Here is a 25,452-nt window from a genome sequence, read left to right as displayed (position 1 = left end):
AATTGCGAGTCAACTATAAATTCTGAAATTTCCATATATCTTAAAACATCCCTGAAATTTGGACGCCCCGCATCAGCTATTGCCAATGCGGGGCTAAAATGTAACTTTTCTATTGTAAGTAGAGGATACCTAATACATCCTCCTGCCGCGGTACTTGTTCCACATGGTAGTTTACACTTAAACGATGCAATCCCTACCTCTATTGCATCCTCACGGCTCCTAGGCCGCTCCAGTCTGAATAAGTACTTCTGATTAAAACTATAGCAGAATGCCAATGATCTCCGATAAAGTTACCTAAACATCAGAGACGTTAACTATCTTATCATGCTTTACAATTATTGTCAAACTTCCGATGTAGTACTTCTCCGCAGCTGACTATCTATTCCCGCTATCATCCGTTGCAAACCACCCCAAATTTCCCATCTTGGCCAGATCCAGTCCAAATTTAGTAACGCTTTATGACAAAACTGCTGAAAACACTTACACTTTTTGGTCAGAAATATTCACGTAAGATAACCTGACAACTTTGTTACATTTTTTTGCAGGGCACTTATAATGAAAAAAGATTTAAATTTTCAAACAATAAAGATAAACACAGGGGGTAGAGAAAATGGATATGGCTAATACGGTATTCATGTTTGTCGCAACTGTCTTAGTATGGTTGATGACACCAGCACTTGCGCTCTTCTACGGCGGGTTAGTAAGAAGTAAAAACGTGCTGAGCACAGCAATGCACAGTTTCACAACTATGGCAATCGTATCGATTATTTGGATCATCGTCGGTTTTTCCCTGGCATTCTCGCCAGGCAACGGAATTATTGGGGGATTGGATTTCTTCGGGCTGAATAATGTCGGCTTCGAACCGAATGAAGGACACACCATTCCATTCAATCTATTCATGATGTTCCAAATGACATTCGCGATTCTGACAACAGCAATCGTATCTGGTGCTTATGCAGAACGTATTCGTTTCCCAGCATTCATTCTTTTTACAGTTCTATGGGTCCTCATCGTTTACTCCCCGCTAGCACACTGGGTATGGGGCGGCGGCTGGATCGCTGAAATGGGCGCACTCGATTTCGCAGGCGGTAACGTTGTCCACATTTCCTCCGGTCTTGCAGGCTTGGTTGTCGCTATCGTCATCGGCAAACGGAAAAATGCTGGTTCCACTGCACCGCATAACCTGATCTTCACCTTGATCGGCGGAGCTTTGCTTTGGTTCGGCTGGTTCGGTTTCAACGTCGGCAGTGAGCTTGCTTTCGATGACGTCGCAATGTATGCTTTCATCAATACAAATACTGCTGCTGCAGCAGGTATTCTGGGCTGGATGATCATTGAATGGGTTGTCAACAAAAAACCGACACTACTGGGTGCTGTATCCGGTGCAATCGCAGGCCTTGTAGCTATTACTCCGGCTGCTGGTTTCGTTTCCCCGATTGCCAGCATTCCGATCGGTTTCATCGGCGGCCTTGTCTGCTTCTGGGGAGTAGGCTGGCTGAAGCAGAAGCTTGGTTACGATGATGCACTTGATGCATTCGGCCTGCACGCAGTAGGCGGTACATGGGGCGGCATCGCAACTGGATTGTTCGCAAGCGACTCTATCAACGCAATTGTGGAGCACAACGGTCTTTTCTACGGCGGCGGTATTGATCTATTATGGAGACAGGTGGTTGCCATCATCGCGACATTTGCCTTCGTCGGCGTGGTGACATTCATCCTGATCACAATCGTCAATCTTATCTTCAAAGCACGTGCTACGGATGAGGAAGAAGCAAAAGGCTTGGATCTTACGATGCACGGCGAACGCGCTTACCAGGATTAAACTAAAAGGAGGAACGGTATATGAGTGATATGTTCAAGGTTGAGATCATCACGAGGAATTCCGCGGATCTTGAAGCATTCAAAATGAAAATGGCTGAAATCGGGGTATCAGGTATGACTTTCTCCCATGTGCAAGGCTGCGGTTTGGAAGAAGGCTATACGGAGCTATACCGGGGCGTCAAGAAAGTTCAAAATGTATTTGACCGATTGAAAGTGGAAATCGTCGTCAGTGCAGTTCCAGTCGATGACGTCATCAAAGCAGCTACCAGCGCACTCCATACCGGTAAAGCAGGCGACGGAAAAATTTTCGTCTATCCAATCCAGCAGACAATCGATATCAATACTGGAAAACAAGGTCCTGCTGCCTTGTAGGAAAAGCGCTCCCCTCATGGGGGCCTTTTTCAATGCAAAAAAGCCAGCCCATTTTCAGGCTGGCTGGGAGAAGAACATGAGCAGGCTAGTAACATTAGGGCGATTGTTCTCATACGATACAGCAGATAGCTGTAGCAGCAATCCCGCCATTGGCAGCCGCGCCTGGCGGGATGCTACTTTTATATCACTATTTTATTTGATAGATTTTAGCTGTTTCCGGATCATTATCGTAATCATTATCAAGTTCTAAATCATCATACACTAGATTCTTCAATTTTCTGACGGCATTGTTAAATTCATGTTCTGACAGTTGCTTTGTAGCAAGCAAGGAACAAAGCATGGCATATGCAATCGGCATTGTATCCACTTCTACTTTGACATCAACATCTGCGTTACCGCTATGGGTAACTTGGGAGTGGTTATCATTTCTGCTGGCTGAGAACGGATTCGGATTTTTTTTATCGTATTTTCTAATATAGCCCATTATTCTTCTCCTTTATCACTTAGTAGTCGTAATCGTCGTCACACTTATCATGTTTTTTGCACTTATCGTCTTTCTTGTGCTTTTTCTTTTTGCACTTATCGTGCTTGTCATCATCATCATCTTCACTGTCATATTCGAAGTCTTCATCAGCTGTTGCCTTCACTTTGACATGAACGCGAGAGTTTCCGGATTTGTAGACTTTTGCGATGTTGACGTTTTTGGATTTGCTTTCTGCTTCTGTAGTTTCTAGATCTCCATCACCTACATTTACATTTACATCTTCTACATCTAATTCGAAACTATCATCGTAAGAATAACCGCCGTTTTTCTTACCTCCTTTTCCTTTACCTTTTCCACTCCAATAGTGTCCACCCATTTGGGATTCCTCCTTGTGTTTTGTAATCATCTTACAGTTATAAGTTATGCAGGGTAAATGTAAGTGTATGGTGTATATGCCCGGGGGCAAACATGGAATTTGGTGGTATAGTTGTGGAAAGGGGGAAACTATGATGACATTCGATTTCCAAGCCAGCACAGAAGAAATTGTAATTCGTCCGCTATGCAAAGCGGATTACTCCAAATGGTTCAGCGGCTTCAGCAGACGCAAGCTGTCTCAGCATGCCCATGATCCTGGACTGCTCGATATGACTGAATGTACGGACTCTTGGTTTTCTGCTTTAGTGGACAAGCATCAGCAGTTTGCTGCCGAAGATAAAGCCTACATATTTGCAGTCTTCAAAGTAACGGATGGCATGCATCTTGGTATGATCGATTTTTCCACTTTGGCACGGGATGATTTTCAGTGGGGAAGAATCGGTTATACGATCCATAATCAGCACTGGGGCAACGGCTACGGTAAGACAGCAGTACGACTGGCACTGGAAATCGGTGTTTCCCAGCTTCACTATAACCGGATTGAAGCTCATATCAACCTGGACAATCCGCAATCAATCGCACTTGCCAAAAGCGTTGGCATGCATTATGAATGCATCCGCAAAGGCTTCATCTTTGAAAATGGACAATGGACAGATCACCTCGTCTTTATCCATACAGCACAAAAATGACGGGCTTCTGCTGAAGCCCGCCGATTCATTATCTATTTTCTTCTTCATATTCCCTCGTCAGATTTTCTGCTTCTTCCGGCATTCCATCATGCCGCTCATACGTATCTGTACCTGTTTCTTCATATACTGCCTGCTGCTCTTCACCAGCACTATTATCATAACGAATCTCCACATATCCGCCATCAGCAAATATATAAATATCAGATGTATCACGAGTCAGATTCATATCGTCACCTAGTTCAGAAAGATGCTCGTTTTCCAATTCAATCACCTGCTCAATCTCCGGATCATACTGTGATCCACAAGCGGCTAGGAATACTAACAAGAGAGGCAAGGCTAAGAGTAGTTTTTTCATGAGTAAAACCTCCATCAACAACTTTTACTACTCCTTAGCCTATTTGCACCTTTTTTAAACTACCTGTCAGGCGGTTGTTTTCTTGTGAGCAGCGTGTTGTAAATACCCGTGCTGGCCAATCCTGCGATTCCGCCCGCCCAAAGCCTCGCAGCAAGTTCAAAGTCGGTAAATGGATACGCAGCAGCACCCAGCATCGCACCGACTACAAGGCTGAGAAAAGCTTGGTAAGGCACCATACGAGGAAAGCTTCGCTTCAGCAGTTCCATCACGGCTGTCACAATTGGAGCGAGTATCGTCGCAAAGACGAGCACTTGATACATTATTTCATTTTGAATAGGTTCCATATGTCACACCTCCCTCTTGTACTGCATACTATGCGGACAAGAAGAAACGTGCATTTGATAGGAACCTAATAAAAAAAAGACGTACAAGCTGAGCCTGTACGTCTGTCCTATTACATCAGGGATTTTGGCGGCATCGTATCATGATAGAGGAATGGAGCTGGTTTCAGCTTCGGAGCTCCAGCAAATGGTTCCGGCTTTGACACGTAGTTAAACTGACCTCTGCCGTCCATGCTAGGCCCGCTTGCCCAGCGGCCTTTTGAGCTTGCATCTCCCCTGGAGAAGTTAAATAAGGTATACGCCACTTCTTCTTTTTCCAAACTCCTCGGGAAAGTAGTCGGTACAACAATATCTCCTTCTCTTTCCTCCAACTCCCTAATGGCTGCAACCCATTGATTCTGGTGCATAGTGTCACGTGCTATTAAAAACGACAGCATATCTCGAACGCCTGGGTCATCTGTCATTCCGTACAAACGTGTCACCTGAAGACGCCCTTGTGCTTCCGCATTAAGATTTGCTCGGAAATCAGCAAGTAAATTTCCGCTGGCAATGATATATTTAGCATTCCACGGGTAACCGGCAGCATCTGCTGGCAATGCCCCGAGCCCTGATACAATTGCATGCTGAGGGTTTGTTCCACCCATGACAGCAGCAAGGACAGGATCTGTGTCATACGCATTTTTCTGATCTTCAAAAGGGGCATCATCCAGAAGCCTGGCAATCATTGTAGCAAGCATCTCCACATGAGCTATCTCTTCTGTTCCAGTATCGAAAAGCAAATCCCGATATTTCGCATCAGCCCTCGTATTCCAGCCTTGCATAAGATATTGCATCATAACACTGATTTCACCGAATTGTCCGCCTAACACTTCCTGCAGCTGCCTAGCAAAAACCGGATCCGGCTTTGATGGTTTCGCGTGATATTGCAGTTCTTTGATGTGATAAAACATGCGCTGCCCACCTCTTTCGATTTTATCCAACACAGAAATATATGAGTGTCGGGACGAAAGTATGTATAAACCCACAGCAATAAAACCGCGCAATTAACTATCCGATATGGATTCTTGCTGGTTATTGCCTTTCCATAAGAAAGTAATAGTAAGACCAATAATCAAAATCACTGCTGAAAATAGATATGGATAGTGGATGTTTATATCAAATAATATTCCGCCTAATGCCGGGCCGATGATATTACCCAGGCTAGTATAGGTTGAATTCATTCCAGCCACAAACCCTTGCTCCTTGCCTGCAGTTCTGGATAAAAACGTTGTCAACGCCGGGCGCAGCAAGTCAAAGGCAAGAAAAATAAAGCAAGTTACTGCAAGCACTAGCAGGAAGCTGGATATCACAGTGGATACCACTGCTAAAACACCGCCAATTATCAAGCATAGCTGTATCAATTTCTTTTCTCCCATGACATCAACCATTTTCCCGAACAGCAGTACCTGCACGATCACTCCAAAGATCGAACTCACTGTGATGATTAAGGCTATGTCTTTTGGATCAAAGCCGAACTTATGATTCGAAAACAGACTAAATACAGTTTCATAAGCTGACAACCCGAATGCCAGAACAAATACAATGAAAAACGCAATAAAGTAAATCCGGTTCAATGATTTTTTCAAGTCCCCTAGGAAGCTAGATCCTTTTTTACTGACTGCAATTTCCGCCAGCTGTTCCTTGGTCAGTGGTTCTTTTAGTATAAAAATAGATAAAAAGCATGCGAGGAAAGCTATAATCGCCGCTACATAAAATGGTGCTCGAATGCCATATTCAGCAATATAGCCACCAATCCCCGGCCCAATAATGAAACCTGTACTAATCGCAGCCGATAGATACCCCATCGCTTTTGGACGTTCCTTATTTGTCGTTATATCCGCAACATACGCTGTAACACCAGGCATAATGAAGGAAGCACTTATCCCTCCTAAAATGCGCGATACATAAAGCAAAGAGACATGTGCAGCCAAACCGAATATCAACTCAGAAACGGCAAACAGGAACAAACCTGCTGTAATAAGCTTCTTTCTGCCATAACGGTCCACCCATCTGCCAGCAAATGGAGACATGATCAATTGTGCTCCTGCGAATGCAGCAACCAGATACCCCATCGTCTTGCCTGATAAGTGCATAATATCCATAAATGACGGCATCACTGGAATGATAAGCCCCATTCCTAAGAATGCGATAAACAAATTGCTTAATAAAATAATCAATACTGATTTTTGTTCCTTTATCGGCTTCTTCAAAAAATCATTCTCCTTCTGCTGCAATACTGCACAAGAACCAAAAAGTTAAGTTAAGTTAATTAATCTATCCTCATTATAATTGTTTCCTTTACTTTGTAAAGCAGCTCCTTGCAGATTCCGAACAGGAAAAAAGCAAGGCTGGCAAAATGCCAGAACCTTGCTGCTTTAAATAACTTCGTTTTGCTTCAGAGCTATTATTTCTTCTTGGGAATAACCTAAGCTCTGTAATATCTCTTCATTATTCTCGCCCAAATCAGGTGCAACCGATCGAATGCTGCCTGGTGTCTTTTCGAATTTAGGGACAATCCCGGGTACTTTTATTTTCCCCAATCTCGGATGCTTCACTTCGACAATATTTTCGCGGGCTTGGTAATGTTCATTTTCAAAGATATCAGCGATGCTCAGTACCGGACTGATTGGCACCCCGTGGTCATCCAGCTTATTCAATAACACTTCACGTGGATGCTTACCAATCCATTCTGCGACAATTTGATTCATACTATCATTGTTTTCCAGCCGGCTTGCATTGGTATGATAACGCGTATCTGACAGCAAATCCGTACGGTCCATGGCTGCTGCCAGTCGATTGAAGGTCGTATCGGTGCTCGTAACAAGCACGACCCAATGGTCATCCTTGGTTTTAAAGGTTCCTGAGGGAGAGGAATGTCCAGCTAACCCAGGTGAACGTTCCCGTATTTTCCCGAGCTGATCGTATTCAGCTATAAGAAATTCCATCATCCGGAAGACCGATTCATACAGCGCAACATCTATCATCTGCCCTTCGCCTGCTTCCTTTGTATCTCTGTGATAAAGAGCAGTCACAGCTGCAAAGGCTACATAAATGCCGCATATATAATCCGTCAGCGAAAATGGCGGACTTACCGGGTGACGATCGGTGAACCCCTGTAAATACGTATAACCGCTGAATGCTGTTGCTGGTGTGCCGAAGCCGGCTTTTTCGCGGAATGGTCCTGTTTGGCCATAACCCGACACACGAATCATGATTAAATTTGGATTGATTTCTTTTAGCACATCATATCCTACACCCCATTTTTCCAATGTTCCAGGGCGAAAATTCTCTACTAAAATATCATGTGTCGCTGCAAGCTTTTTCATGATTTCCACGCCAGCTGATTTATGCAGATCAAGCGTCAGCGATTTTTTATTACGTGACAGACCGGGCCAGCGCAGCGGTTCATCTCCTTTAAATGGCCCTACACTTCTTGATGTATCCCCTCTTCCTGGTATTTCAACCTTGGTAACCTCGGCGCCAAAATCACCAAGCAATGCCGTTCCGAACGGCGCCGCGATCATTGTCGATACATCCAGCACTTTCACACCTGCCAAAGGTGTTGGCATGTTACTCCCTCCTTTCTCAAGGAATGCTTACATGTGATTTAGCTTGATCAGGTGAATAAATATCATTGATATTCCATTTCCCGTCTGTCGGAACAGGCTCATTCTTCATGGCCGCATCGATGACGACAGGTTCATTCGCTTCGATTGCTTCTTTTAGTGCACCTTTGAATTGTTCCGCATTTTCAATTTTGATTCCTTTTACGCCGTATCCCCTCGCTATTGCAGCGAAGTCTGGCGAGTAGCTGTTACCATCAACCTGGAATCGTGTTCCGTAAGTTGTATCATAATGGGCCATCTCCAAGCCGGCGATTGTACCAAAAGCACTGTTGTTCATCACAACCCAAACAACCGGTATATTCTCTTCTTTTGCTGTTGCTAGCACGGAGGGATTTTGGCCAAACCCACCATCTCCTATCAGTGAGACAACAACCTTCTCCGGAGCTGCTATCTTTGCTCCAAGAGCAGCGGAACTGCCGAAGCCCATTGTTGCGAAGCCCCCAGGTGTCAAAATGGAGCCTGGCGTATAAACAGGAAACTGCTGTCCGACACCATTCTTATTCCAGCCAACATCTGTTGTAAGATACGCATCACGCGGAAGCACATCACGAACCTCTGCTAAAATACGCTCTGGCTTCATTGGGAAGGAATCGCTGTGTACATTCTTTGAAATGCGCTTGCGCAATGATTGGCGATAGGATTTGATTTGTTCTTTTAATTGATGATTACGATCAATGCCATCAGGATAGAGACGCCTTGCCACCCTATTCAGTGCAAGGAAGGCTTTTTTCAGATCGGCTACCGCCCCTATCTCTACAGGATAGTTACGACCGATCTCATTTGGATCAATATCGATATGAATCAATTTGGTTTTTGGAAAATGGAAGGTTACGTCATCATACCAACTGCTTGAATCGGCTTCTGAAAAACGAGTGCCCGCCCCTAAAATATAATCCGCTTTTCTTGTTTGCTCGTTAATGAAGCTTGTTCCCCAGAAACCGGTCATGCCTAGCGTCAGTTCATGATCATCAGGCAGGACCCCTTTCCCCATAAGGGAATGGGCTACCGGTATATTCATATGTTCAGCAAATTCCCGCAGCTCTTCTGCTGCATCAGCCAGTACTGCGCCACCGCCTGCATACAGTACCGGACGTTTTGTATCAGCTAATTTTTTCACGATCATTGCTGCTGTTTCTTCATCTAATGCCGGTTTTTCTACCACCTGGGTATGATGCTGAAGCAGCTTGAAGCCGACATCCTCTATTTTCGTCGAGAAAATGTCCATCGGCACGGATATGAGAACAGGACCCGGGCGTCCGCTTTCAGCCAGCTGGAATGCTTTTTGCAGGATTTCCGGAAACAGCTCCGCTTGATCCACACGCCATGCCCGTTTGACGAACGGTCGGTAAATCTCATATTGGGCGCCGTCAGCATGCATATTCACTTCCTGATGCGGATGTTTGCCGTAATAATAACTAGGCACATCGCCTGCGATAACGACCATCGGAGTAGAATCCAATGCTGCATTGGCAACTCCTGTTGCAGCATTCGTCAAACCCGGTCCCAAGTGACTCAGCACTACTGCCGCTTTCTTCGTCACTCTTGCATAACCATCTGCTGCATGTGACGCAATTTGCTCATGACGTACATTGATGAACTGAATCGAGCTTTTTTCTAATTCCGCTAAAACCGCAATATTTGTATGTCCGCACAGCCCAAATATATGTTTTACACCGCGGGACTCCAGGTATTTGACTAACTGCTCCGATATGAGTTTCTTCATATAAAATAACCTCCTAGTTCTCCATTTACTGCTTACAGCAAATCCTGAAGCACGACCATCTTCATCTCTGTCATTTCTTCGGCTGCAAATCGTGGACCTTCTCTGCCTATGCCGCTGTTTTTGATGCCGCCGTACGGCCAGTGATCCAAACGGAAGTTAGATGAACCATTGACGATCACACCGCCGACCTCCAGTTCTATTACTGCTTTACGAATCACTTCAAGAGAGTTGGAAAAAATGCCGGCTTGCAGGCCGAAATCGGAATCATTTACATCCTTGATTGCATCATCTATATCGTGATAAGGCAGTACACTGACTACCGGTCCGAACACTTCCTGACAGACAACTTTGCTTTGCTTTTTCGGACGCAGAAGGATAGCCGGCTCTACAGAAGCGCCATTCGCTTTCCCGCCATGAATGAGCTCCGCTCCCTCTCTCACCGCTTCGTCGATCCAATCACTGATCCGCTCTGCTGATTGTCTATCCACGACACACCCAACATCCGTTTTCTCTTCTTCTGGATTGCCAACTATGAGCTCCGCTGTCCGCTGCTTCAGCTCTGTAACAAATGCACCTAAGATCTGTTCATGGACATAAATACGCTGGACAGAAATACAGCTTTGCCCGGAATTACTGAAGGCTGTTTTTGCACAAATGGCCGCAGCCCGCTCGATATTGGCATCTTCATGAACAATGGTTCCCGCATTCCCGCCAAGCTCCAGCAGCACTTTTTTCATACCGGCGGTCTTGCTGATTTGTCTGCCGCCCGGAACGCCTCCAGTGAACGAAACAAGGTTGACCCGATCATCCTGGACGAGCTGCTCACCTATTTCTTTTCCGCCTAGAATCATATGAATTGCTTGCGCTGGCATACCAGCCTCAAGCAGCAGATCTACAAGTGCAGCCGCAACCAAAGGTGCTTGCGGTGCTGGTTTCAGAACAGTTATATTACCTGCAGCAAAACTTGGTCCGATTTTATGACATATCAAATTGAGAGGCGCATTGAAAGGTGTAATAGCCGCAACGACACCTACTGGAACACGGAACGTCAACGCCATGGAAGACGTTCCCCGCTCTGAAGCTCCTCCGGGAATTGTCTCGCCAAAAAGCCTTTTCGCTTCCTCTGCTGACAGCTGCAATGTTTCGATCGACCGCGCCACTTCATCCCGCGTGTTCTTCAACGCCTTTCCTACTTCTTTTGAGATCAAATTCGCAAATTCTTCTTTACGCTCCTGCAGCAATGCAGCAGCCTGGTACAGCACCCTCGCCCGGAACGTCTGTGAAAGAGCAGCGATTTGCTTTTTATTGCTGTACGCTGCTGTCAGTGCGTGATCAACCTCAGCATGACTCGCTGTCAATTGAACGCCAACTTGTTCATTTTTATAAGGACCCAGCACCGGAATCGGTTCACGATCGTCATCTATCCATACACCATTTACAAAAGGCCTGGCCTTTCGCATTCGCTGTCACTCCTTTTGCGTCTCTTTTGGCATATCCCCTGTATATTTCACAAGTTTTTCTTCATTAGGACACGGCCCTTTGATCAATGTGCCTTGCATTAATTCTTCATAAGCATGTGCAACGATTCCAATCCCCCGTGAGAGAGAAAAGATTCCTTTTGCTGCTTCTGCCGGGATACCGAGTTCACACTGGATAGCTGCACTAATACCATCCACATTAATCGTAAACGTCCGTTTCTTTGCAGCTGACATCGTTTTTTTGTAATCTTCCAGAATCGCAAGATAATCTCCGGAGATTTCTCCGCTGTCAATTACCTTCTGCGCCAACTCATACAATCTATCGACACGCGGATCCTGATCATGCAGCTGATGACCGAAACCTGGAAGCTTCTTGCCTTCAGAAAGGAACCGCTGCAAGGTATCTGCCACAGCATTTTTATTAGAAGCCAGTTCTGTCTTCGTTATATATAACAATTCCATTGCACCTTCTACGGCTCCGCCATGAATGTCTCCCAGCATATTGATTCCTGTAGCAACAGCCGAATTAAAACTGACACCGCAGGTAGCTGCCATTCTTGCTGCCGCTATCGAAGGAGCACGCGGACCATGATCTGCCCCGGCTACAAGCACACTTTCGAATAATTTAGCTTGCTGCTCGGTCAGTTCCTTGCCGACTAACAGAAAATACAGCATTTGGCTGTAAGATATATTTCCAATCAAATCCTCAATCCGTTTTCCGCGTAGTATGATTGAGTTTTTCTTTATGTCGCTGATCTCCGTTTCCCACCAGGCACCGCCATTTTTGTAGTGCTCCAATGCACTTCGTCCACTCATCCACTCACCTCGCAAAATCTTGTACACTAGTATATGTTCACGTCATCCAGATTCAGACTGATATATTTCTTGGCCGATTGTAAGCATCTTCTCGCATATTCTTCGAATCCTAGTTCCTTTGTTCGCTGCAAGTGAGGTATCTCTAAAGAATATGGGATTTTCGGAATCTCCCTTAATATTTCTTTTATAGGGATACCGCCTTCTCCGACATAGAGACGTTCCTCTCTCATAATCTTGATCATCTGTTCCTTTGATGCCGGGATGTCTCTACTTGCATCACACAAGTGAAACATATGAAACCAATCTGCGGGTATTCCTTTGATATCGCTTACATTTTCCTTCGAACGATGAAAATGATGACTATCTATCATCAGGCCTGCATTATCCTGCGCAGCAGCTGTCAGCATACTGACAGCATGCGCTAAAGTAGCAACAGATGCTACTGGGACAAACTCCAGTTCTATCGTCAATTGATAGGGTTTTGCTAATTCACACAATTGAATAAAGCGCTCAGTCGCAAATACCAAATCGTCCGTCCAAACGCTGCAAAGCACATGTCGTGCTCCAAGTTCTGCGCCGATTTCAAACGCAGGTTCATACTGTTTTGGATCCATACCGTCCACTATTCTAGCCAGTTCTATATCTAACACTTGAAGTCCAGTTTCACGGAGTGCTGTCTTTGTTTGTCTCAGCATCTTCTTGTTGGCAGCCAAGTTATAATCCGGTTCTTTTTTGAGCCCCATGCAAATCGGTCTGATACTTACAAAATCAAAACCTGCCCTGGCTGCAATATACGTCAGTTTCGGAGGTGGACATGCTAATGCTGTCAGATGCGCTAAAGAAAATTGATCCTTCAACGTGATCAACCTTTCTGTATTCATTCTACTGAGCAAAATCCGCCGATTCTTTTAATTTGAGTTTACCCACCCAATAAGAGAAGCGCTATTTCCGGTATGAGGATGATAAGAATCAGTGCTAAAAGCATGATTGCAATATAAGGGAATATAGCTTTTGAGATTTTCATGATTGACAAGCCGGATATTTCGCTGGCAACAAATAGATTGACTCCGATAGGTGGTGTGATGAATCCTATGACCAGCGTTAAAATGATGATCATCCCAAAATGTACCGGATCGAATCCCAGCTCTACTCCAACCGGCAGCAACAGCGGTGTGAAAATGATGATCGCAGCCGTTGTATCCATTACCATTCCGACGAATAGCAACAAAATCACAATCAAGGAAATCAGAATTATGGGATTGTTGGATATCGACAGCATTCCGCCAGCAATTTTAGCAGGCATTTGTTCAATGATCATGATTTTTCCGAATGCTGTAGCCGCTCCGATAATCAGCATGATAGTTGCTGTCATCAGCGCTGCATTGCGACATACATCATACAAGTCTTTAAGCCGCAATTCTTTATACAGCAGCACTCCAGCTATCAAGCCATACACAACTGCGACAACCGCAGCTTCTGTAGGTGTAAAAAAACCGCCGTATATCCCGCCTAAAATGATTACCGGTACGATCAGCGCCCATTTTGCATCCCAGACAGAACGTAACAAGCGTTTGAAAGAAAAAGCCTCTCCGGTTCCGCTGAATCCTTTCTTCCTAGCATAAAAATATACGTAAAGAAGCATTAAAGCAGCAATCAGAAGACCTGGCAACATGCCAGCAATAAAAAGATCACCAACCGAAGTCCCACTTGATACCCCGTATACAATCATTGGAATACTAGGAGGCACAATCACCCCTAAAGTACCAGCAGCCGCGACGATACCAGCTGCAAACTGCTTGCTATAACCTATCTGAACCATTGCAGGAATCATGATTCCCCCTACTGCTGCAACAGTCGCTGGTCCTGACCCTGATATGGCAGCAAAGAAAAAACAGGTAATAATCGTAGTCATTGCGAACCCGCCAGCAATATTCCCAACGATCGATTCTGCGACATTGATCAATCGTTTTGAAAGTCCTCCCTTTCCCATGATTTCCCCGGCTAAAATAAAGAATGGAATTGCCATGATCGGGAAGGAGTCAACAGAAGTGACTAATCCTTGCGCAAAAAATTCCAGGGGCATATCTTGGGCGTATAACAGTGTAGCGATGGATGACAAAGCAAGCGCAATACCAATCGGGACGCTCAATAACAGCAAGAGGCCAAAGCTGCCAAACATAATGATTGCAGACATTTCTCACTCTCCCAATATCATATTTCCAGCATTAAAATGTAGATGGTTGCTCTTCATCTGAAAGTATTTTTCCGTTCCGGAGTGTTTGAAATTGCTGTAATAGCTGCTGAATTATTCGCCAGGATGTCAGCAGCATACTGACTGGTGCTGACATATATACCAGCCCCATATTTAGTTGCAATGCCGGAGAAATCTGCCCCCATTGATAAATCTGGATACTGATTTTACCGCCATAAATCAAAAGAATAACAGCAAATGTTAAAAACAGCATATTTACAATCATCTGGAGGATGACTCGCTGCTTCCCCTTCAACAATCTGTATATAGCATCAATACTTATATGCCGCTGCTTTTTCACTCCGTAGCTAATCCCGATAAAAACAAGCCAGATAAAGCAGTAACGAGCTAATTCTTCCGACCAGCCAATAGATGATCCCAAGATAAAACGCATCATGATTTGGGCAGAAATGACAACGACCATAACAGAAAGCAAACAAACCATCAGGCATTCCTCAGCGTATCGATTCAACCATCGAATAGATTTCATACGTACCTCCCCCCATCCATCAATCGGTTTCTGCCTCAATCTGACTTAACCACTTATCTCCATACTTTTCGATGAACCTTTCACGGACCGGCCTTGTTGCTTCCCGAAAACGTTCCAGCTCTTCCTCGGTTAACTCCGTAACCTTCATTCCTTTCGCTTCTACAAAAGCAAAGCTGTCTTCTACCTCCTGCTGATTCATCTTTCTCTGTTCCTGCTGCACTTCATCAGCAACTTCCTTAACAGCTTTTTGCTCCTCTGCCGTTAACGACTCCCAAAATGTTTTACTCACCATGAACGGGCTCGCATTGTAAATATGATTCGTGACTGTAAGATTATCCTGTACCTCATAGAAGTGACTGTTCACTACATTACCCACCGGATTTTCCTGCGCATCAACGGTGCCTTGCTCCAGTCCTATATACAATTCACCGTAATTCATCGGGGTTGGATTGGCCCCCAGTTCACTCCAAAGTTCCATGTGCCATTCATTTTCCAACGTCCGTATATCGATCCCATTGACATCATCCACCGTTTTGATTTCACGCACATTGTTGCTGAGCATCCGAAACCCATTTTCCCAATAATTCAAACCAACAACATTCTGATCATCCAGTTCGGCCAAGAGACGTTCACCTATTTCGCCATCCAATACACGATAAGCTTCCTCCTCATCTGCAAATAGAAACGGAAGCTCGAATACGTTGAATGTATCAGCAAACTGGGCGATTGGTCCTGTCGACATGGAAGCTCCCTGGATCGTGTTCAACTGCATTCCTTCAAAGATTTCCCTGTCGCCTCCGATAACACTATTCGTATACACTTCCACATCAATGGAACCATCTGTTTCTTCCTCCAGCTTCTCTTCAAAGATATACAATGCCTTACTCAAAGAACGATCATCAGGTGTAGCGTTTGCAAGACGCATGACTTTCACTTCTTGTTCTGCTGAAGGAATAATGTTGCAAGCGCTTACAAATAACAACATGCTGATCAACGATAAAAACAGAAACAATTGTTTCATCCAACCCCTACTTTCTCCTGAATGGAACGATTGTGTTCATTTACTGATAACCTCTTGGAGTGCCACACTTCTCTTCTCACGAATGGAAAGTTTTATTGCCTCAAGTACTTCTAACGTTCTTAAGCCAGCTTCTCCAGATACACGCGGACCAATTCTTCCCTTCAATACTTCTTCAAAATGTGCTAATTCTGAAGCTATTGGATCCACAGTATCCTCAGGCAAGTATCGCTTCTCAATCAAAGGATGCTTCCAGCCATACGCTTCCTCACTGTATTGATAACAGCGAAAACTTGGAAATGCCAAACTCCCTTTTGTTCCGAAAAAGTAATAGCAATCTTCCTCATAAAAATGATAGATTGGATTTTCCTTCAGATTGAATTCGTAAGACCAAGGAGATGGCACACCATCAGAAAGGAAATATTGGATAACAGTCCCATCTTCAGCCTCCAGGATCGCCGTCACCGCGTCCTCCACTTCTCCAGACCGTATCTTATTCTTCCCAACAGCGTAAACGCTTTCAATTTTTAAATCGGTAACATAGAGCAAGTTATCCAAATCATGAATGCCATTGATCAACAGCGGGCCTCCGCCTGCTTTTACACGCCATGCTTCTTTGTAATAGTCATGATCTTTAGCAAGGGCCCATATCATATTCACACCGATTAAGTCCCCTATGACCTTACTATCCAAAAGGTGCTTCAAATGATTGATCTTTGCTGAATACCGGCGATGATGACCAACTAAAAGCTGTACCTGTTTTTCCCTGCAAAAATCTATCATCTCCTGAGCGGCATCAGGTGTGTCAGCGATAGGTTTTTCCACCAGACAATGTAAACCTTTATCCGCACAGTATTTCACAGCTTCTTTGTGTAAATGATTTGGTAATGTGATAATCACCCCATCCAACATACATTTATCGATGAGTTCCCTATAATCCTCATATAAAGGCACATTCAGTTCCTTTGCCCGCTCTTTTGCACTTGCGTTATTACCAGCTACAGCCACCAATGTAATTCCAGTCATCTTTTTCGCTCGTTGGGCCAATGTAAAGCCATGATTCAAACCGAGTACCGCAATCTTCAACTCCATTCCTCCTTTTGGCATACTAGTATACAAGTTATGGACGGCACATAGCCCCTCTATTAAGGTTGAGCTTCAAAGTAATCGGCATACTTTTCCATTATGTCGCCATAGTGACTGGCAGCTGTATCGAGATGCAGATTCAGCCTTTGTGCAACCCCATCCCTGTCATTTTTCTGGATCAATACAATCAACTCGTCATGATCCTGTATGACACGATCCATTTCCCTTGTCTCAAAAAATTCTAAATAACGGATTCGATTCACATGACCTCTGACCTGACGTACAACAGCTCCCAAAGTCTGATTACCGCATATTTCAAGGATCTTATCGTGGAACACTTCATCATAGTGGTAGAAAGTAATAACGTCCTGCTTTTTAGCTGCATCTCTTTGTTGGTTCATAATATGCAGTAAATCCGCCTTATAGTCACTTACCTGTAAATTGGATTCATCCCATCTGCCAGCTGCTTCCTGAAATGCAACTGCTTCCAGACTTTTTCTAACCTGTATCGCTTCCTGTACCTTTTTCTTTGAAATATACTTCACTCGGATCCCTTTTTGGGGAATGATCTGCAGGAACTCCTCTGAAGCAAGTATTTGAATGGCTTCCCTTACAGGCGTTCTGCTTATTCCTAGTTCTTCGGCAATCGTGTTTTCATAAAACATCTGCCCCGGTTTGTAATCTAGCGTGATAATCTTATTGTATAAGTGTTTATAAACTTCATAAGCCAATGTCTTACGCTGGACAGTAAACTTATTCATTCTCATCAACTCTTTATCCTCTGGATTGTATAAATCGAAAACGATACTAGTATACAAGTGGTTGCGCTTCATGCTTACACTGTATGCTTGTTGATGAGATATATTGCCTGGTCGTTTTTATTTTCAAATAAAAAACAGCAAGAGCGGCATATTGCCAAACTCTTGCTGTTTTTCTATGTATAAGCGCGCTCGGAGGGATTCGAACCCCCGGCAGACGTGGTACCGGAAACCACCGCTCTATCCGACTGAGCTACGAGCGCATATGTAATTAATGTGACAACGATTATTATACGTTAAATAGCTGTTATAAGCAAGTTATTTTTAAATAGAAAAGAAGCCCCACACTGGGGGCTTCTGCTTATTTTGGATACATGTATTCTGGTGCTGGCTGCAGCTCTTGTTTTTCACCGTGTGCAGTTGGTGCTTCCTGATAGTTGAATTGACCGCCATCGGGAGCTGTACCAGTTGCCCAGCTGCCTTCTTTGGAGTCTTCCCCTTCAGAGAAGTTGATCAAGGTATGGCCATAATCTGCCACTTCCAATTCTCTCGGGAAGGAACCAGGTACGATGATACCATTCTTCTCTTCCAATTCACGTGCTGCTGCGATCCATTGATTTTGGTGCATGGAGTCACGTGCAAGCAGGAAGGATAGCATATCGCGTACACCTTGGTCTTCCGTCATTTCATATAGTCGAGCCACTTGCAGGCGGCCTTGTGATTCAGCGTTGATGTTGGCACGGATATCTGCTAGAAGGTTTCCACTTGCGATGATATAGCCTGCATTCCAAGGTACACCGTTACTATCTGTCGGGCGTGGTCCAAGACCTGAAACAATGGCATGCTGTGGATTCATGCCGCCTAGGATAGCGCCGATAACAGGGTCCTTCGCAGCTTCTTCCTGTTCTTTAACAGGTGCTCCATCAAGAAGACGGGCGATCATAGTTGCGATCATTTCAACGTGACCTATCTCCTCAGTCGCTGTATCCATGATCAGATCTTTGTATTTTTCTTCGCCGCGGGCGCTCCACCCTTGGAATAAGTATTGAAGGGCTACAGTGATTTCACCGAATTGTCCACCCAAGATTTCCTGCATTTTCTTCGCAAACAGTGCGTCTGGTTTGTCTGGTCTAGCTGGATATTGTAGTACTTTCGAATGGTTGAACATGTGTTACCTCCTAGAGTTTTTTGCTTTTCGCTGTTTACATTCCACCTTGGAAAATTTTCTAAACCACTTCCTGAAGTTGTAATTTAAATGAAAAATAAACCAGCATGCAGGAGTTTATCTGTTAAAAGTCAAACTTAACGATAGACTCTATTTCCTGCGTTTATTTGCCTTCCAACAAGGGAAGCATGGAATAGGCGAAAGAAAGTAAGTATTTTGTTTGACCTTTATTGACCTTTTAGGTAAGATAAGGTTAGTCATTACTTAGAATAATGAGCTCATATCCAAAGGAGGATCTACCATGAATCTAATCCCTACAGTTATCGAACAGACAAACAGAGGAGAGCGTGCTTACGATATCTACTCCCGTTTGCTAAAAGACCGGATCATCATGCTTGGCAGTGCGATCGATGATAATGTTGCCAACAGCATCGTTTCCCAGCTTCTATTCCTAGCTGCGGAAGACCCAGAAAAAGATATTTCCCTATACATCAACTCACCAGGCGGATCCATTACAGCAGGTATGGCTATCTATGATACAATGCAGTTCATCCAGCCGAAAGTATCCACTATCTGTATCGGTATGGCAGCATCCATGGGTGCATTCCTATTGACTGCTGGTGAAAAAGGCATGCGTTATGCACTTCCAAACAGTGAAGTCATGATTCACCAGCCGCTTGGTGGTACACAAGGACAAGCAAGTGATATCGAAATCCATGCTCGTCGTATCATTGAAATGAGAAAGAAATTGAACGAAATCATGGCAGAACGCAGCGGACAGCCGCTTGAAGTAATCGAGCGCGATACAGACCGTGATAACTTCCTTACAGCTGAACAAGCAGTGAACTACGGCTTGATCGACAAAGTAATGGAGAAAAAACCAGTTTAAGACATAAGAAAAAGCCATTCAGCAATCATGCTGGATGGCTTTTTTCATGGATAACAAGTGTATCAGCGAACATGTCGTGCAAGCCTTGCTTTTTCGGAGTGAAAGCTACTACTGCATAAAGGAAAAATAAAAACAGCAGACGGTGGATGAAACGCCCAACTACTTCCCTGATGAGTGTATCGGACCAGGACAGCCGCTCTCCATCCTTTCGAATGACCCGAAGGCCGAATATCATCTTGCCCAATGTCTGTCCGCGCCATTTGGTCATGAGCAGGAAATAAGCAAAGAATACCAAGCCTCCCAGCAAACCGCTGACACTCCAGATCCAAAGCGTCGCTTCTCGGAAGGAATCAATCATCGTAAATGGCTTGACGATCAAGCCTGTCAAACTGAAAACGATAATAAGGTCAACAAGATATGCCCAGAATCGCATCCAAAATCCTGCATAGCGCCGTTCTTCTGCTAATGAAGACAAAGGAATCCCTGCTTCTTGTCGCTCCTCATGAGCAGCTGGAGTTTCCTGCTGCGTATATTCATAGTCCGCTTCTTTAACCGACGCAGTATGTTCTTCAGTGTCCGTTGTTTCAGGTATCTCTGTTCTGGAATAATCCTGATTGGATGACGTCAGTTCTTCTGGATGCTCACGTCTCTCTTTATCCATATTCCAACGCCCCCTATTCTGTATAAAGATACATAGCTTCAGGTGAATTCGATTTACCCATCAGCTGCTTGATACCGAGCAAATCAGAATCGGATACAAACAGACCTTCGGCTGCTGTTGCCCAGAAGGAGCCCATACCAAAGCCATCTCCTGTATACTCGAATACTTCCGCGTTTTCGAGTCCTTGCTCTTCTTTCATCATCGCGATTGTATCTTCAAGGTCTCCCAGATCATCTACCAAGCCATTTTCCATTGCTTGTTTCCCGGAATACACACGTCCGTCTCCAAGCTCGCGTACTTGATCTTCCGGCATGCCGCGTCCGTCTACGATGACTTGGACAAAGTCTTCATACATGTCATCGATGATGGACTGCAGGATATCGCGTTCTTCATCCGTCATTTCTCTTGCTCCGGACATGATATCCTTATGCTCCGCACTCTTGATCACTTCCTCTTTGATACCAATCTTGTCAGCAAGCTCGGCGTAATTGAGTGTAGACATGATAACACCGATAGATCCTGTCAGAGTAGCTGGGTGCGCGACTATTTTATTCGCACTTGCCGCTAGATAATAGCCTCCCGAAGCTGCTGTATTCCCCATGGAAACATAGACAGGCTTTCCATATTCCTCTTGGATTTCCACAACCTTATCATGAATTTCAGCACTTTCGACGACACCGCCTCCAGGACTGTTCACTTCAATGATGACACCGCCGACTGTATCATCCAAACCAGCCTGCTCCAACTGCTCTAAAAAGGCTGCATGATTATATGTACCGCTTCCCAATAGCGAAGCTTCTTCTCCAGTATCCTGAATCGTTCCTTCCACTTTCAGTACAGCGATCCGATTCGTCATATCTCCATCTTCCACAATTTCTTCACTCAGAAAAGTACTCCCTGTTGCTGTATCAATCGCGTCTGTGAAGTTGCTATTGATCACAGCGAACAGGGTCTGGAAACCGACCGATATGGCAAGCAGCCCCGCTGCGATTCCGATTGCGATCCAACGTTTTGCGTTCAAAATGTAATCTCCTTTCTTTCCTATAAAAATCTTACAATACATAGCCTACACTAGGTTAGCTTCACTTACCACATATTAGCAAAAAAAGCCCTGAATGATTCAGGACTTTTCTGCGGGAAAATCAGCTGGCTGCGGATGGTGCAGTGATGAAGGCCGTTAGCTCTTCCATTGCTTCCGCTTCATCCGAGCCGTCGATTTTCAAGGTGATCAATTCTTCTTGGGCGATAGCCAGGCTCATCAGCCCCATGATGCTTTTGGCATTTACCGATTTGTTCCCTTTTTCTACAAAAACAGAGGCATTAAAACGATTGGCTTGCTGGACGAAGCTTGCTGCGGGTCTGGCTTGCAAACCAGTATCCAGGGTGACACGCAAGGTTTTTTGGATCACATGTGATTCCTCCCATCTTCCAAGTAAGCGCTACCAAATACATGAAAAAGAAAACACCCATTCGAGTGTCTTCTAAGTATACCACATGCTATATCCACTTTATACCTGCTTATGCTTTTTTAATAGATGTCCCATTACGAAGTCTGTCAGCGAATTCATCTATTTTACGGAGGCGGTGATTGATGCCGGATTTACTGATCTTACCGGTGGAAACCAGTTCACCGAGTTCTTTCAGTGAAACATCCTGATGCTGGACTCGAAGTTCAGCGATTTCCTGCAGTTTATCCGGCAATGCCTCGATACCCACCGTATTTTTGATGAAATTGATATTCTCGACTTGGCGAAAAGCAGCGCCAATCGTCTTGTTTAGATTCGCTGTTTCACAGTTGACGAGCCGGTTAACCGAGTTGCGCATATCACGGACAATCCGGACATCCTCGAATTTAAACAGTGCGCTGTGTGCACCTGCGATATTGAGAAATTCCGTGATCTTTTCCGCTTCCTTTAAGTACGTGATAAAGCCTTTGCGACGCTCCGTGCTGCGGGCGTGCAGGTCGAATGTATTCATCAGCTCGCAAAGTGCGTCGCTATGTTCTTTATGCGTATTGAAGATTTCCAAATGGTAGGAAGAAGTCTCCGGATTATTTACCGAACCACCTGCCAGGAAGGCACCACGCAAATACGCTCTGCGCTTTTCAGCAGTATCCGTGAAAGATGTACTGATTGTGCGGACAAAGGTGAATTGATCTTCCAGGATTTCCAGATTGCGCAGCAATTCGTCCACTTGTTTATTCAATCGCACGATATAGACATTGTTTTTCTTCAGCTTCATCTTCTTACGGACGAGCAATTCAATTGGATGCTGATAAATTGCCTTCAGCAGCGTATAAATACGTCTTGCGATAGCCGCATTCTCTGTCTGGACATCCAGCATATATTCCTGTCTCGAATAGGAGACAGAGCCGTTCATCCGGATCAAAGCTGCAAGCTCACTTTTCACGTCCGTCATTTCAATAGGAATGGTCGTCAATTCCTTCTTTATTTCTGATGCAAAGCTCACGAAGCTCTCCCCCCTTCTCGTGCCTCGCTTTTACAGCATCGCGTAAAGCAGCTTAGCGATTTTATGTGTATCATGCCGTAGCTTGCGCTGATGATGGTCGATGATATCTGCTTCGATGACTTCAAGTCCCAAAGACTTTAAGCGGCTGATATCATACACGACCGGTTCGGCGTGCTCTTCTGCATAATTTTCGCGGATATCTTGCTCAATTGCACTATTATTCACAACAATTGACGAGACAATATCGACTCCAATATGATCATGTATGGCTTGAATATGATCTCCTGCTGTATAGCCTGTCGTTTCGCCATATTGCGTCATCACATTGCATACGTAGACAACCTTGCCTGGTGCGTCTCGTAAGGCATTCTCAATCTCTGGAACAATCAGATTCGGCATGACACTCGTATAGAGACTGCCTGGACTGATGACAATCAAATCAGCCTGCTTGATCGCTTCAATCGCGTCCGGCAAGGGCTTGACCGGCAGCGGGCTGACAAATACCCGCTTGATCCGTTTATTCGCAAGCGGAATATTGGATTCTCCCGTTACGATTTCACCATCTGTCATCTCTGCATGCAGCACAACGTTCTGATTGGCAATCGGGTAAATATTGCCCTTTACTTTAAGTACACGTGATATTTCTTTGATTCCATTATAAAAATCCCCGGATATAGAGGTCATCGCTGCCAGCAGCAGATTTCCCATCGAATGACCAGATAATCCATTGCCATCCTTGAACCGATGCTGGAACAAATCAATCAGCATCGGCTCTGCATCAGCCAATGCAGCAATGACATTCCGTATATCCCCTGGTGCCGGCATCGCAAGCTCGGTACGCAGTTTACCTGAGCTGCCGCCATCATCGGCTACTGTGACAATTGCGGAAAGATCAACAGGCAGCTGTTTTAGTCCTCGCAGTAAAACAGGCATCCCTGTTCCGCCCCCGATAGCAACTATTTTTTTGCTAGCCATCAGTGGCTTCTCCTTTCTACATCACGGTGTGTCACATGTGTCGCATAGTTATCACTGTATCGTTTAGCCAAATACTCTGCGATGGCTACAGAACGATGCTGTCCGCCCGTACAGCCGATAGCTATCACAAGCTGACTTTTACCTTCCTTCCGATACTGAGGCAGCATGAAAGTGAGCATATCCTCGAGCTTTTGCAGGAAAGTATGTGTATCTGACCACTTGAATACATAGGAGGAAACAGGTTCATCCAAGCCAGTCTGCGGTCTGAGATTCTCCACATAGAAAGGATTCGGGAGGAAACGGACATCGAAGACGAGATCCGCATCGATTGGAAGCCCATATTTGAAACCAAAACTCAGCATCTGGACCGTGAACTCTTCATAATCGGTATCCTTGAAGCGTTTCATGATTTTCTCGCGCAGCTGCTTCGGCTTCAAAGTTGATGTATCCACGATGTATTGTGCTCTGCCGCGCATTTGATCCAGCAGTGCACGTTCCTGTTGGATTCCTTCAAGCGGCAGTCCTTCGGGTGCCAGCGGATGCGTCCTGCGCGTTTCTTTGTATCTGGTTACGAGCACTTCATCCTTTGAATCGAGGAATAATACTTGCGGTTCCAGCCAATTCTCTTGTGTCAGCTTGTCCAAAGCTTCGAATAAGGAATCAAAGAATTCCCTTCCTCGCAAATCCATGACTAGTGCTACCTTTTTGATATCATTGGCAGCATCACGCATCAGATCAAGGAATGTCGGCAATAGTGCCGGGGGCAAGTTATCCACGCAATAGTAACCCAAGTCCTCAAAGCTTTGAACGGCAACCGTTTTTCCTGCTCCGGACATACCTGTAATGATGACGAGCTTGGTTTCATTCAACTGTTTCTCCATACGTATCCCCCGTTTATTCTGGTGTCGTCGGATCCAGCTTTGATTGCAGCAGCTGGCGATCCTCCGTGTAGACGAATGTGCCGAACAATGGCTCATCTGTGTTGAACATATGGGCGAATATGTCACGATCTCCCTCTGCCATCGGCAAATCCTTGATTTTCTTTTTATCTATCCATTCCAGCTTACCTTCCTGGCTTTCTTCCAGCAGGTCACCGGTATAATCTTCAGCGAAGAAGGTGAACATCATCCACTCATGTACAACTTTTTCGCCTTTTTTTATAACAAAAGTAAACGTCCCGCGAAGCTCAGGTTCATGTATAGTCAATCCTGTTTCTTCCCAGAACTCCCGGACAGCAGTTTCTTTCACGGATTCACCCAGCTCCATTTTTCCTCCAGGTGCTGAGTACCATCCTTTACTTGGTTTCTTCAATAAGAGAACTTTGTCATCAACTGCCAAGATGCAGTTTGCAACACGTTGCATGCTTCCACCTCTTTCTCTGTGTAAGTGGACATGTTGGTTCGTTATACACATCACTCTATATTATACTATTTCTGTTTATCTTCAAACAGTATTATGTTTCCTAAGTCTTTACCAAAAATCGCCGTTAATCCCTAAAAGAACAAAAAAAATGCATAGGTGCCGAGACACCTATGCCAATAACTAATTTATCTATTAAAAGGGGGTCAATT

General features: G+C 44.8%; 28 protein-coding genes and 1 tRNA gene. 4 read left to right on the top strand and 25 right to left on the bottom strand.

Annotation, left to right across the window (positions count from 1 at the left end; translation table 11 throughout):
• The first annotated feature begins 610 nt into the window (after positions 1-610).
• The gene (locus SFC25_RS12095) at positions 611-1,822 is read left to right on the top strand and encodes an ammonium transporter (RefSeq protein ID WP_411215525.1); all 1,212 of its coding nucleotides are present in this window, start codon (positions 611-613) and stop codon (positions 1,820-1,822) included.
• A 20-nt stretch (positions 1,823-1,842) separates the two neighbouring features.
• Positions 1,843-2,193, top strand: coding sequence for a P-II family nitrogen regulator (locus tag SFC25_RS12090; protein ID WP_411215524.1), 351 nt, complete (start codon positions 1,843-1,845; stop codon positions 2,191-2,193).
• A 187-nt stretch (positions 2,194-2,380) separates the two neighbouring features.
• Here the strand turns inward: SFC25_RS12090 and SFC25_RS12085 are convergent, their stop codons facing one another.
• Positions 2,381-2,677 (bottom strand): hypothetical protein, encoded by a 297-nt coding sequence (locus SFC25_RS12085; RefSeq protein WP_411215523.1) that lies wholly within the window; start codon positions 2,675-2,677, stop codon positions 2,381-2,383.
• A 19-nt stretch (positions 2,678-2,696) separates the two neighbouring features.
• Entirely contained in the window at positions 2,697-3,053 is a 357-nt protein-coding gene (locus SFC25_RS12080) for a hypothetical protein (protein WP_411215522.1), read from the bottom strand.
• Between the two features lie 130 nt (positions 3,054-3,183).
• On the opposite strand from SFC25_RS12080, the gene SFC25_RS12075 reads away from it, so the two are divergent.
• On the top strand, positions 3,184-3,741 hold the full coding sequence (locus SFC25_RS12075) for a GNAT family N-acetyltransferase (RefSeq protein ID WP_411215521.1): 558 nt from the start codon (positions 3,184-3,186) through the stop codon (positions 3,739-3,741).
• Between the two features lie 28 nt (positions 3,742-3,769).
• Here the strand turns inward: SFC25_RS12075 and SFC25_RS12070 are convergent, their stop codons facing one another.
• The 16 genes from SFC25_RS12070 to SFC25_RS11995 all read right to left on the bottom strand — a co-directional run bounded on the left by SFC25_RS12070 (position 3,770) and on the right by SFC25_RS11995 (position 18,890).
• Positions 3,770-4,096 carry a hypothetical protein gene (locus SFC25_RS12070; RefSeq protein ID WP_411215520.1) on the bottom strand — a complete coding sequence of 109 codons (327 nt, stop codon included), beginning with the start codon at positions 4,094-4,096 and terminating at the stop codon, positions 3,770-3,772.
• Between the two features lie 59 nt (positions 4,097-4,155).
• A complete protein-coding gene (locus SFC25_RS12065; RefSeq protein WP_366247555.1) occupies positions 4,156-4,440 on the bottom strand; it encodes a holin in 285 nt (94 codons plus the stop codon).
• A gap of 110 nt (positions 4,441-4,550) precedes the next feature.
• Positions 4,551-5,387, bottom strand: coding sequence for a manganese catalase (locus tag SFC25_RS12060; protein ID WP_411215519.1), 837 nt, complete (start codon positions 5,385-5,387; stop codon positions 4,551-4,553).
• A gap of 93 nt (positions 5,388-5,480) precedes the next feature.
• The gene (locus tag SFC25_RS12055) at positions 5,481-6,686 is read right to left on the bottom strand and encodes an MFS transporter (protein WP_411215518.1); all 1,206 of its coding nucleotides are present in this window, start codon (positions 6,684-6,686) and stop codon (positions 5,481-5,483) included.
• A 165-nt stretch (positions 6,687-6,851) separates the two neighbouring features.
• The gene (locus SFC25_RS12050) at positions 6,852-8,045 is read right to left on the bottom strand and encodes a CaiB/BaiF CoA transferase family protein (protein ID WP_411215517.1); all 1,194 of its coding nucleotides are present in this window, start codon (positions 8,043-8,045) and stop codon (positions 6,852-6,854) included.
• Between the two features lie 16 nt (positions 8,046-8,061).
• The gene (locus SFC25_RS12045; RefSeq protein WP_411215516.1) at positions 8,062-9,825 is read right to left on the bottom strand and encodes a thiamine pyrophosphate-binding protein; all 1,764 of its coding nucleotides are present in this window, start codon (positions 9,823-9,825) and stop codon (positions 8,062-8,064) included.
• A gap of 32 nt (positions 9,826-9,857) precedes the next feature.
• The gene (locus SFC25_RS12040) at positions 9,858-11,285 is read right to left on the bottom strand and encodes an aldehyde dehydrogenase family protein (RefSeq protein ID WP_411215515.1); all 1,428 of its coding nucleotides are present in this window, start codon (positions 11,283-11,285) and stop codon (positions 9,858-9,860) included.
• A 6-nt stretch (positions 11,286-11,291) separates the two neighbouring features.
• Positions 11,292-12,119 (bottom strand): citryl-CoA lyase, encoded by an 828-nt coding sequence (locus SFC25_RS12035; protein ID WP_411215514.1) that lies wholly within the window; start codon positions 12,117-12,119, stop codon positions 11,292-11,294.
• A gap of 26 nt (positions 12,120-12,145) precedes the next feature.
• Complete coding sequence (locus SFC25_RS12030) at positions 12,146-12,976, bottom strand: sugar phosphate isomerase/epimerase family protein (protein ID WP_411215513.1); 831 nt, start codon at positions 12,974-12,976, stop codon at positions 12,146-12,148.
• Positions 12,977-13,038: 62 nt separating this feature from the next.
• Positions 13,039-14,313: a TRAP transporter large permease gene (locus tag SFC25_RS12025; protein ID WP_411215512.1), complete on the bottom strand. Its 1,275-nt coding sequence runs from the start codon at positions 14,311-14,313 to the stop codon at positions 13,039-13,041.
• Between the two features lie 31 nt (positions 14,314-14,344).
• Positions 14,345-14,860 (bottom strand): TRAP transporter small permease, encoded by a 516-nt coding sequence (locus SFC25_RS12020; RefSeq protein ID WP_411215511.1) that lies wholly within the window; start codon positions 14,858-14,860, stop codon positions 14,345-14,347.
• 19 nt (positions 14,861-14,879) lie between these two features.
• Complete coding sequence (locus tag SFC25_RS12015; RefSeq protein ID WP_411215510.1) at positions 14,880-15,881, bottom strand: TRAP transporter substrate-binding protein; 1,002 nt, start codon at positions 15,879-15,881, stop codon at positions 14,880-14,882.
• Positions 15,882-15,917: 36 nt separating this feature from the next.
• Complete coding sequence (locus tag SFC25_RS12010; protein ID WP_411215509.1) at positions 15,918-16,964, bottom strand: Gfo/Idh/MocA family protein; 1,047 nt, start codon at positions 16,962-16,964, stop codon at positions 15,918-15,920.
• Between the two features lie 59 nt (positions 16,965-17,023).
• A complete protein-coding gene (locus SFC25_RS12005) occupies positions 17,024-17,725 on the bottom strand; it encodes a GntR family transcriptional regulator (protein WP_411215508.1) in 702 nt (233 codons plus the stop codon).
• A gap of 184 nt (positions 17,726-17,909) precedes the next feature.
• Positions 17,910-17,985: transfer RNA gene (locus SFC25_RS12000), tRNA-Arg, on the bottom strand.
• A gap of 98 nt (positions 17,986-18,083) precedes the next feature.
• On the bottom strand, positions 18,084-18,890 hold the full coding sequence (locus tag SFC25_RS11995; protein ID WP_411215507.1) for a manganese catalase: 807 nt from the start codon (positions 18,888-18,890) through the stop codon (positions 18,084-18,086).
• Positions 18,891-19,188: 298 nt separating this feature from the next.
• Between SFC25_RS11995 and clpP the strand changes: the two genes are divergently transcribed.
• Positions 19,189-19,776, top strand: coding sequence for an ATP-dependent Clp endopeptidase proteolytic subunit ClpP (gene clpP / locus SFC25_RS11990; protein WP_038564644.1), 588 nt, complete (start codon positions 19,189-19,191; stop codon positions 19,774-19,776).
• Between the two features lie 25 nt (positions 19,777-19,801).
• Here the strand turns inward: clpP and SFC25_RS11985 are convergent, their stop codons facing one another.
• From SFC25_RS11985 to SFC25_RS11955, 7 genes are all read right to left on the bottom strand, one after another.
• Complete coding sequence (locus SFC25_RS11985; RefSeq protein ID WP_411215506.1) at positions 19,802-20,437, bottom strand: RDD family protein; 636 nt, start codon at positions 20,435-20,437, stop codon at positions 19,802-19,804.
• Between the two features lie 13 nt (positions 20,438-20,450).
• Positions 20,451-21,458, bottom strand: coding sequence for a signal peptide peptidase SppA (gene sppA, locus SFC25_RS11980; RefSeq protein WP_411215505.1), 1,008 nt, complete (start codon positions 21,456-21,458; stop codon positions 20,451-20,453).
• A 121-nt stretch (positions 21,459-21,579) separates the two neighbouring features.
• A complete protein-coding gene (locus SFC25_RS11975; protein WP_411215504.1) occupies positions 21,580-21,846 on the bottom strand; it encodes an HPr family phosphocarrier protein in 267 nt (88 codons plus the stop codon).
• Positions 21,847-21,955: 109 nt separating this feature from the next.
• Positions 21,956-22,906, bottom strand: coding sequence for a DNA-binding protein WhiA (whiA, locus tag SFC25_RS11970; protein ID WP_411215503.1), 951 nt, complete (start codon positions 22,904-22,906; stop codon positions 21,956-21,958).
• A gap of 30 nt (positions 22,907-22,936) precedes the next feature.
• Positions 22,937-23,881, bottom strand: coding sequence for a gluconeogenesis factor YvcK family protein (locus tag SFC25_RS11965; RefSeq protein ID WP_411215502.1), 945 nt, complete (start codon positions 23,879-23,881; stop codon positions 22,937-22,939).
• Complete coding sequence (gene rapZ / locus SFC25_RS11960) at positions 23,881-24,762, bottom strand: RNase adapter RapZ (RefSeq protein ID WP_411215501.1); 882 nt, start codon at positions 24,760-24,762, stop codon at positions 23,881-23,883. Before rapZ ends, SFC25_RS11965 begins: the two co-directional genes overlap by 1 nt.
• A gap of 13 nt (positions 24,763-24,775) precedes the next feature.
• Entirely contained in the window at positions 24,776-25,243 is a 468-nt protein-coding gene (locus SFC25_RS11955; protein ID WP_411215500.1) for an NUDIX hydrolase, read from the bottom strand.
• Positions 25,244-25,452 lie beyond the last annotated feature (209 nt).

It is taken from the genome of Terribacillus saccharophilus (genome assembly GCF_046592595.1).
Classification (GTDB): domain Bacteria; phylum Bacillota; class Bacilli; order Bacillales; family Amphibacillaceae; genus Terribacillus; species Terribacillus saccharophilus_C.
This window is presented reverse-complemented; position numbering and strand designations above follow the sequence as displayed.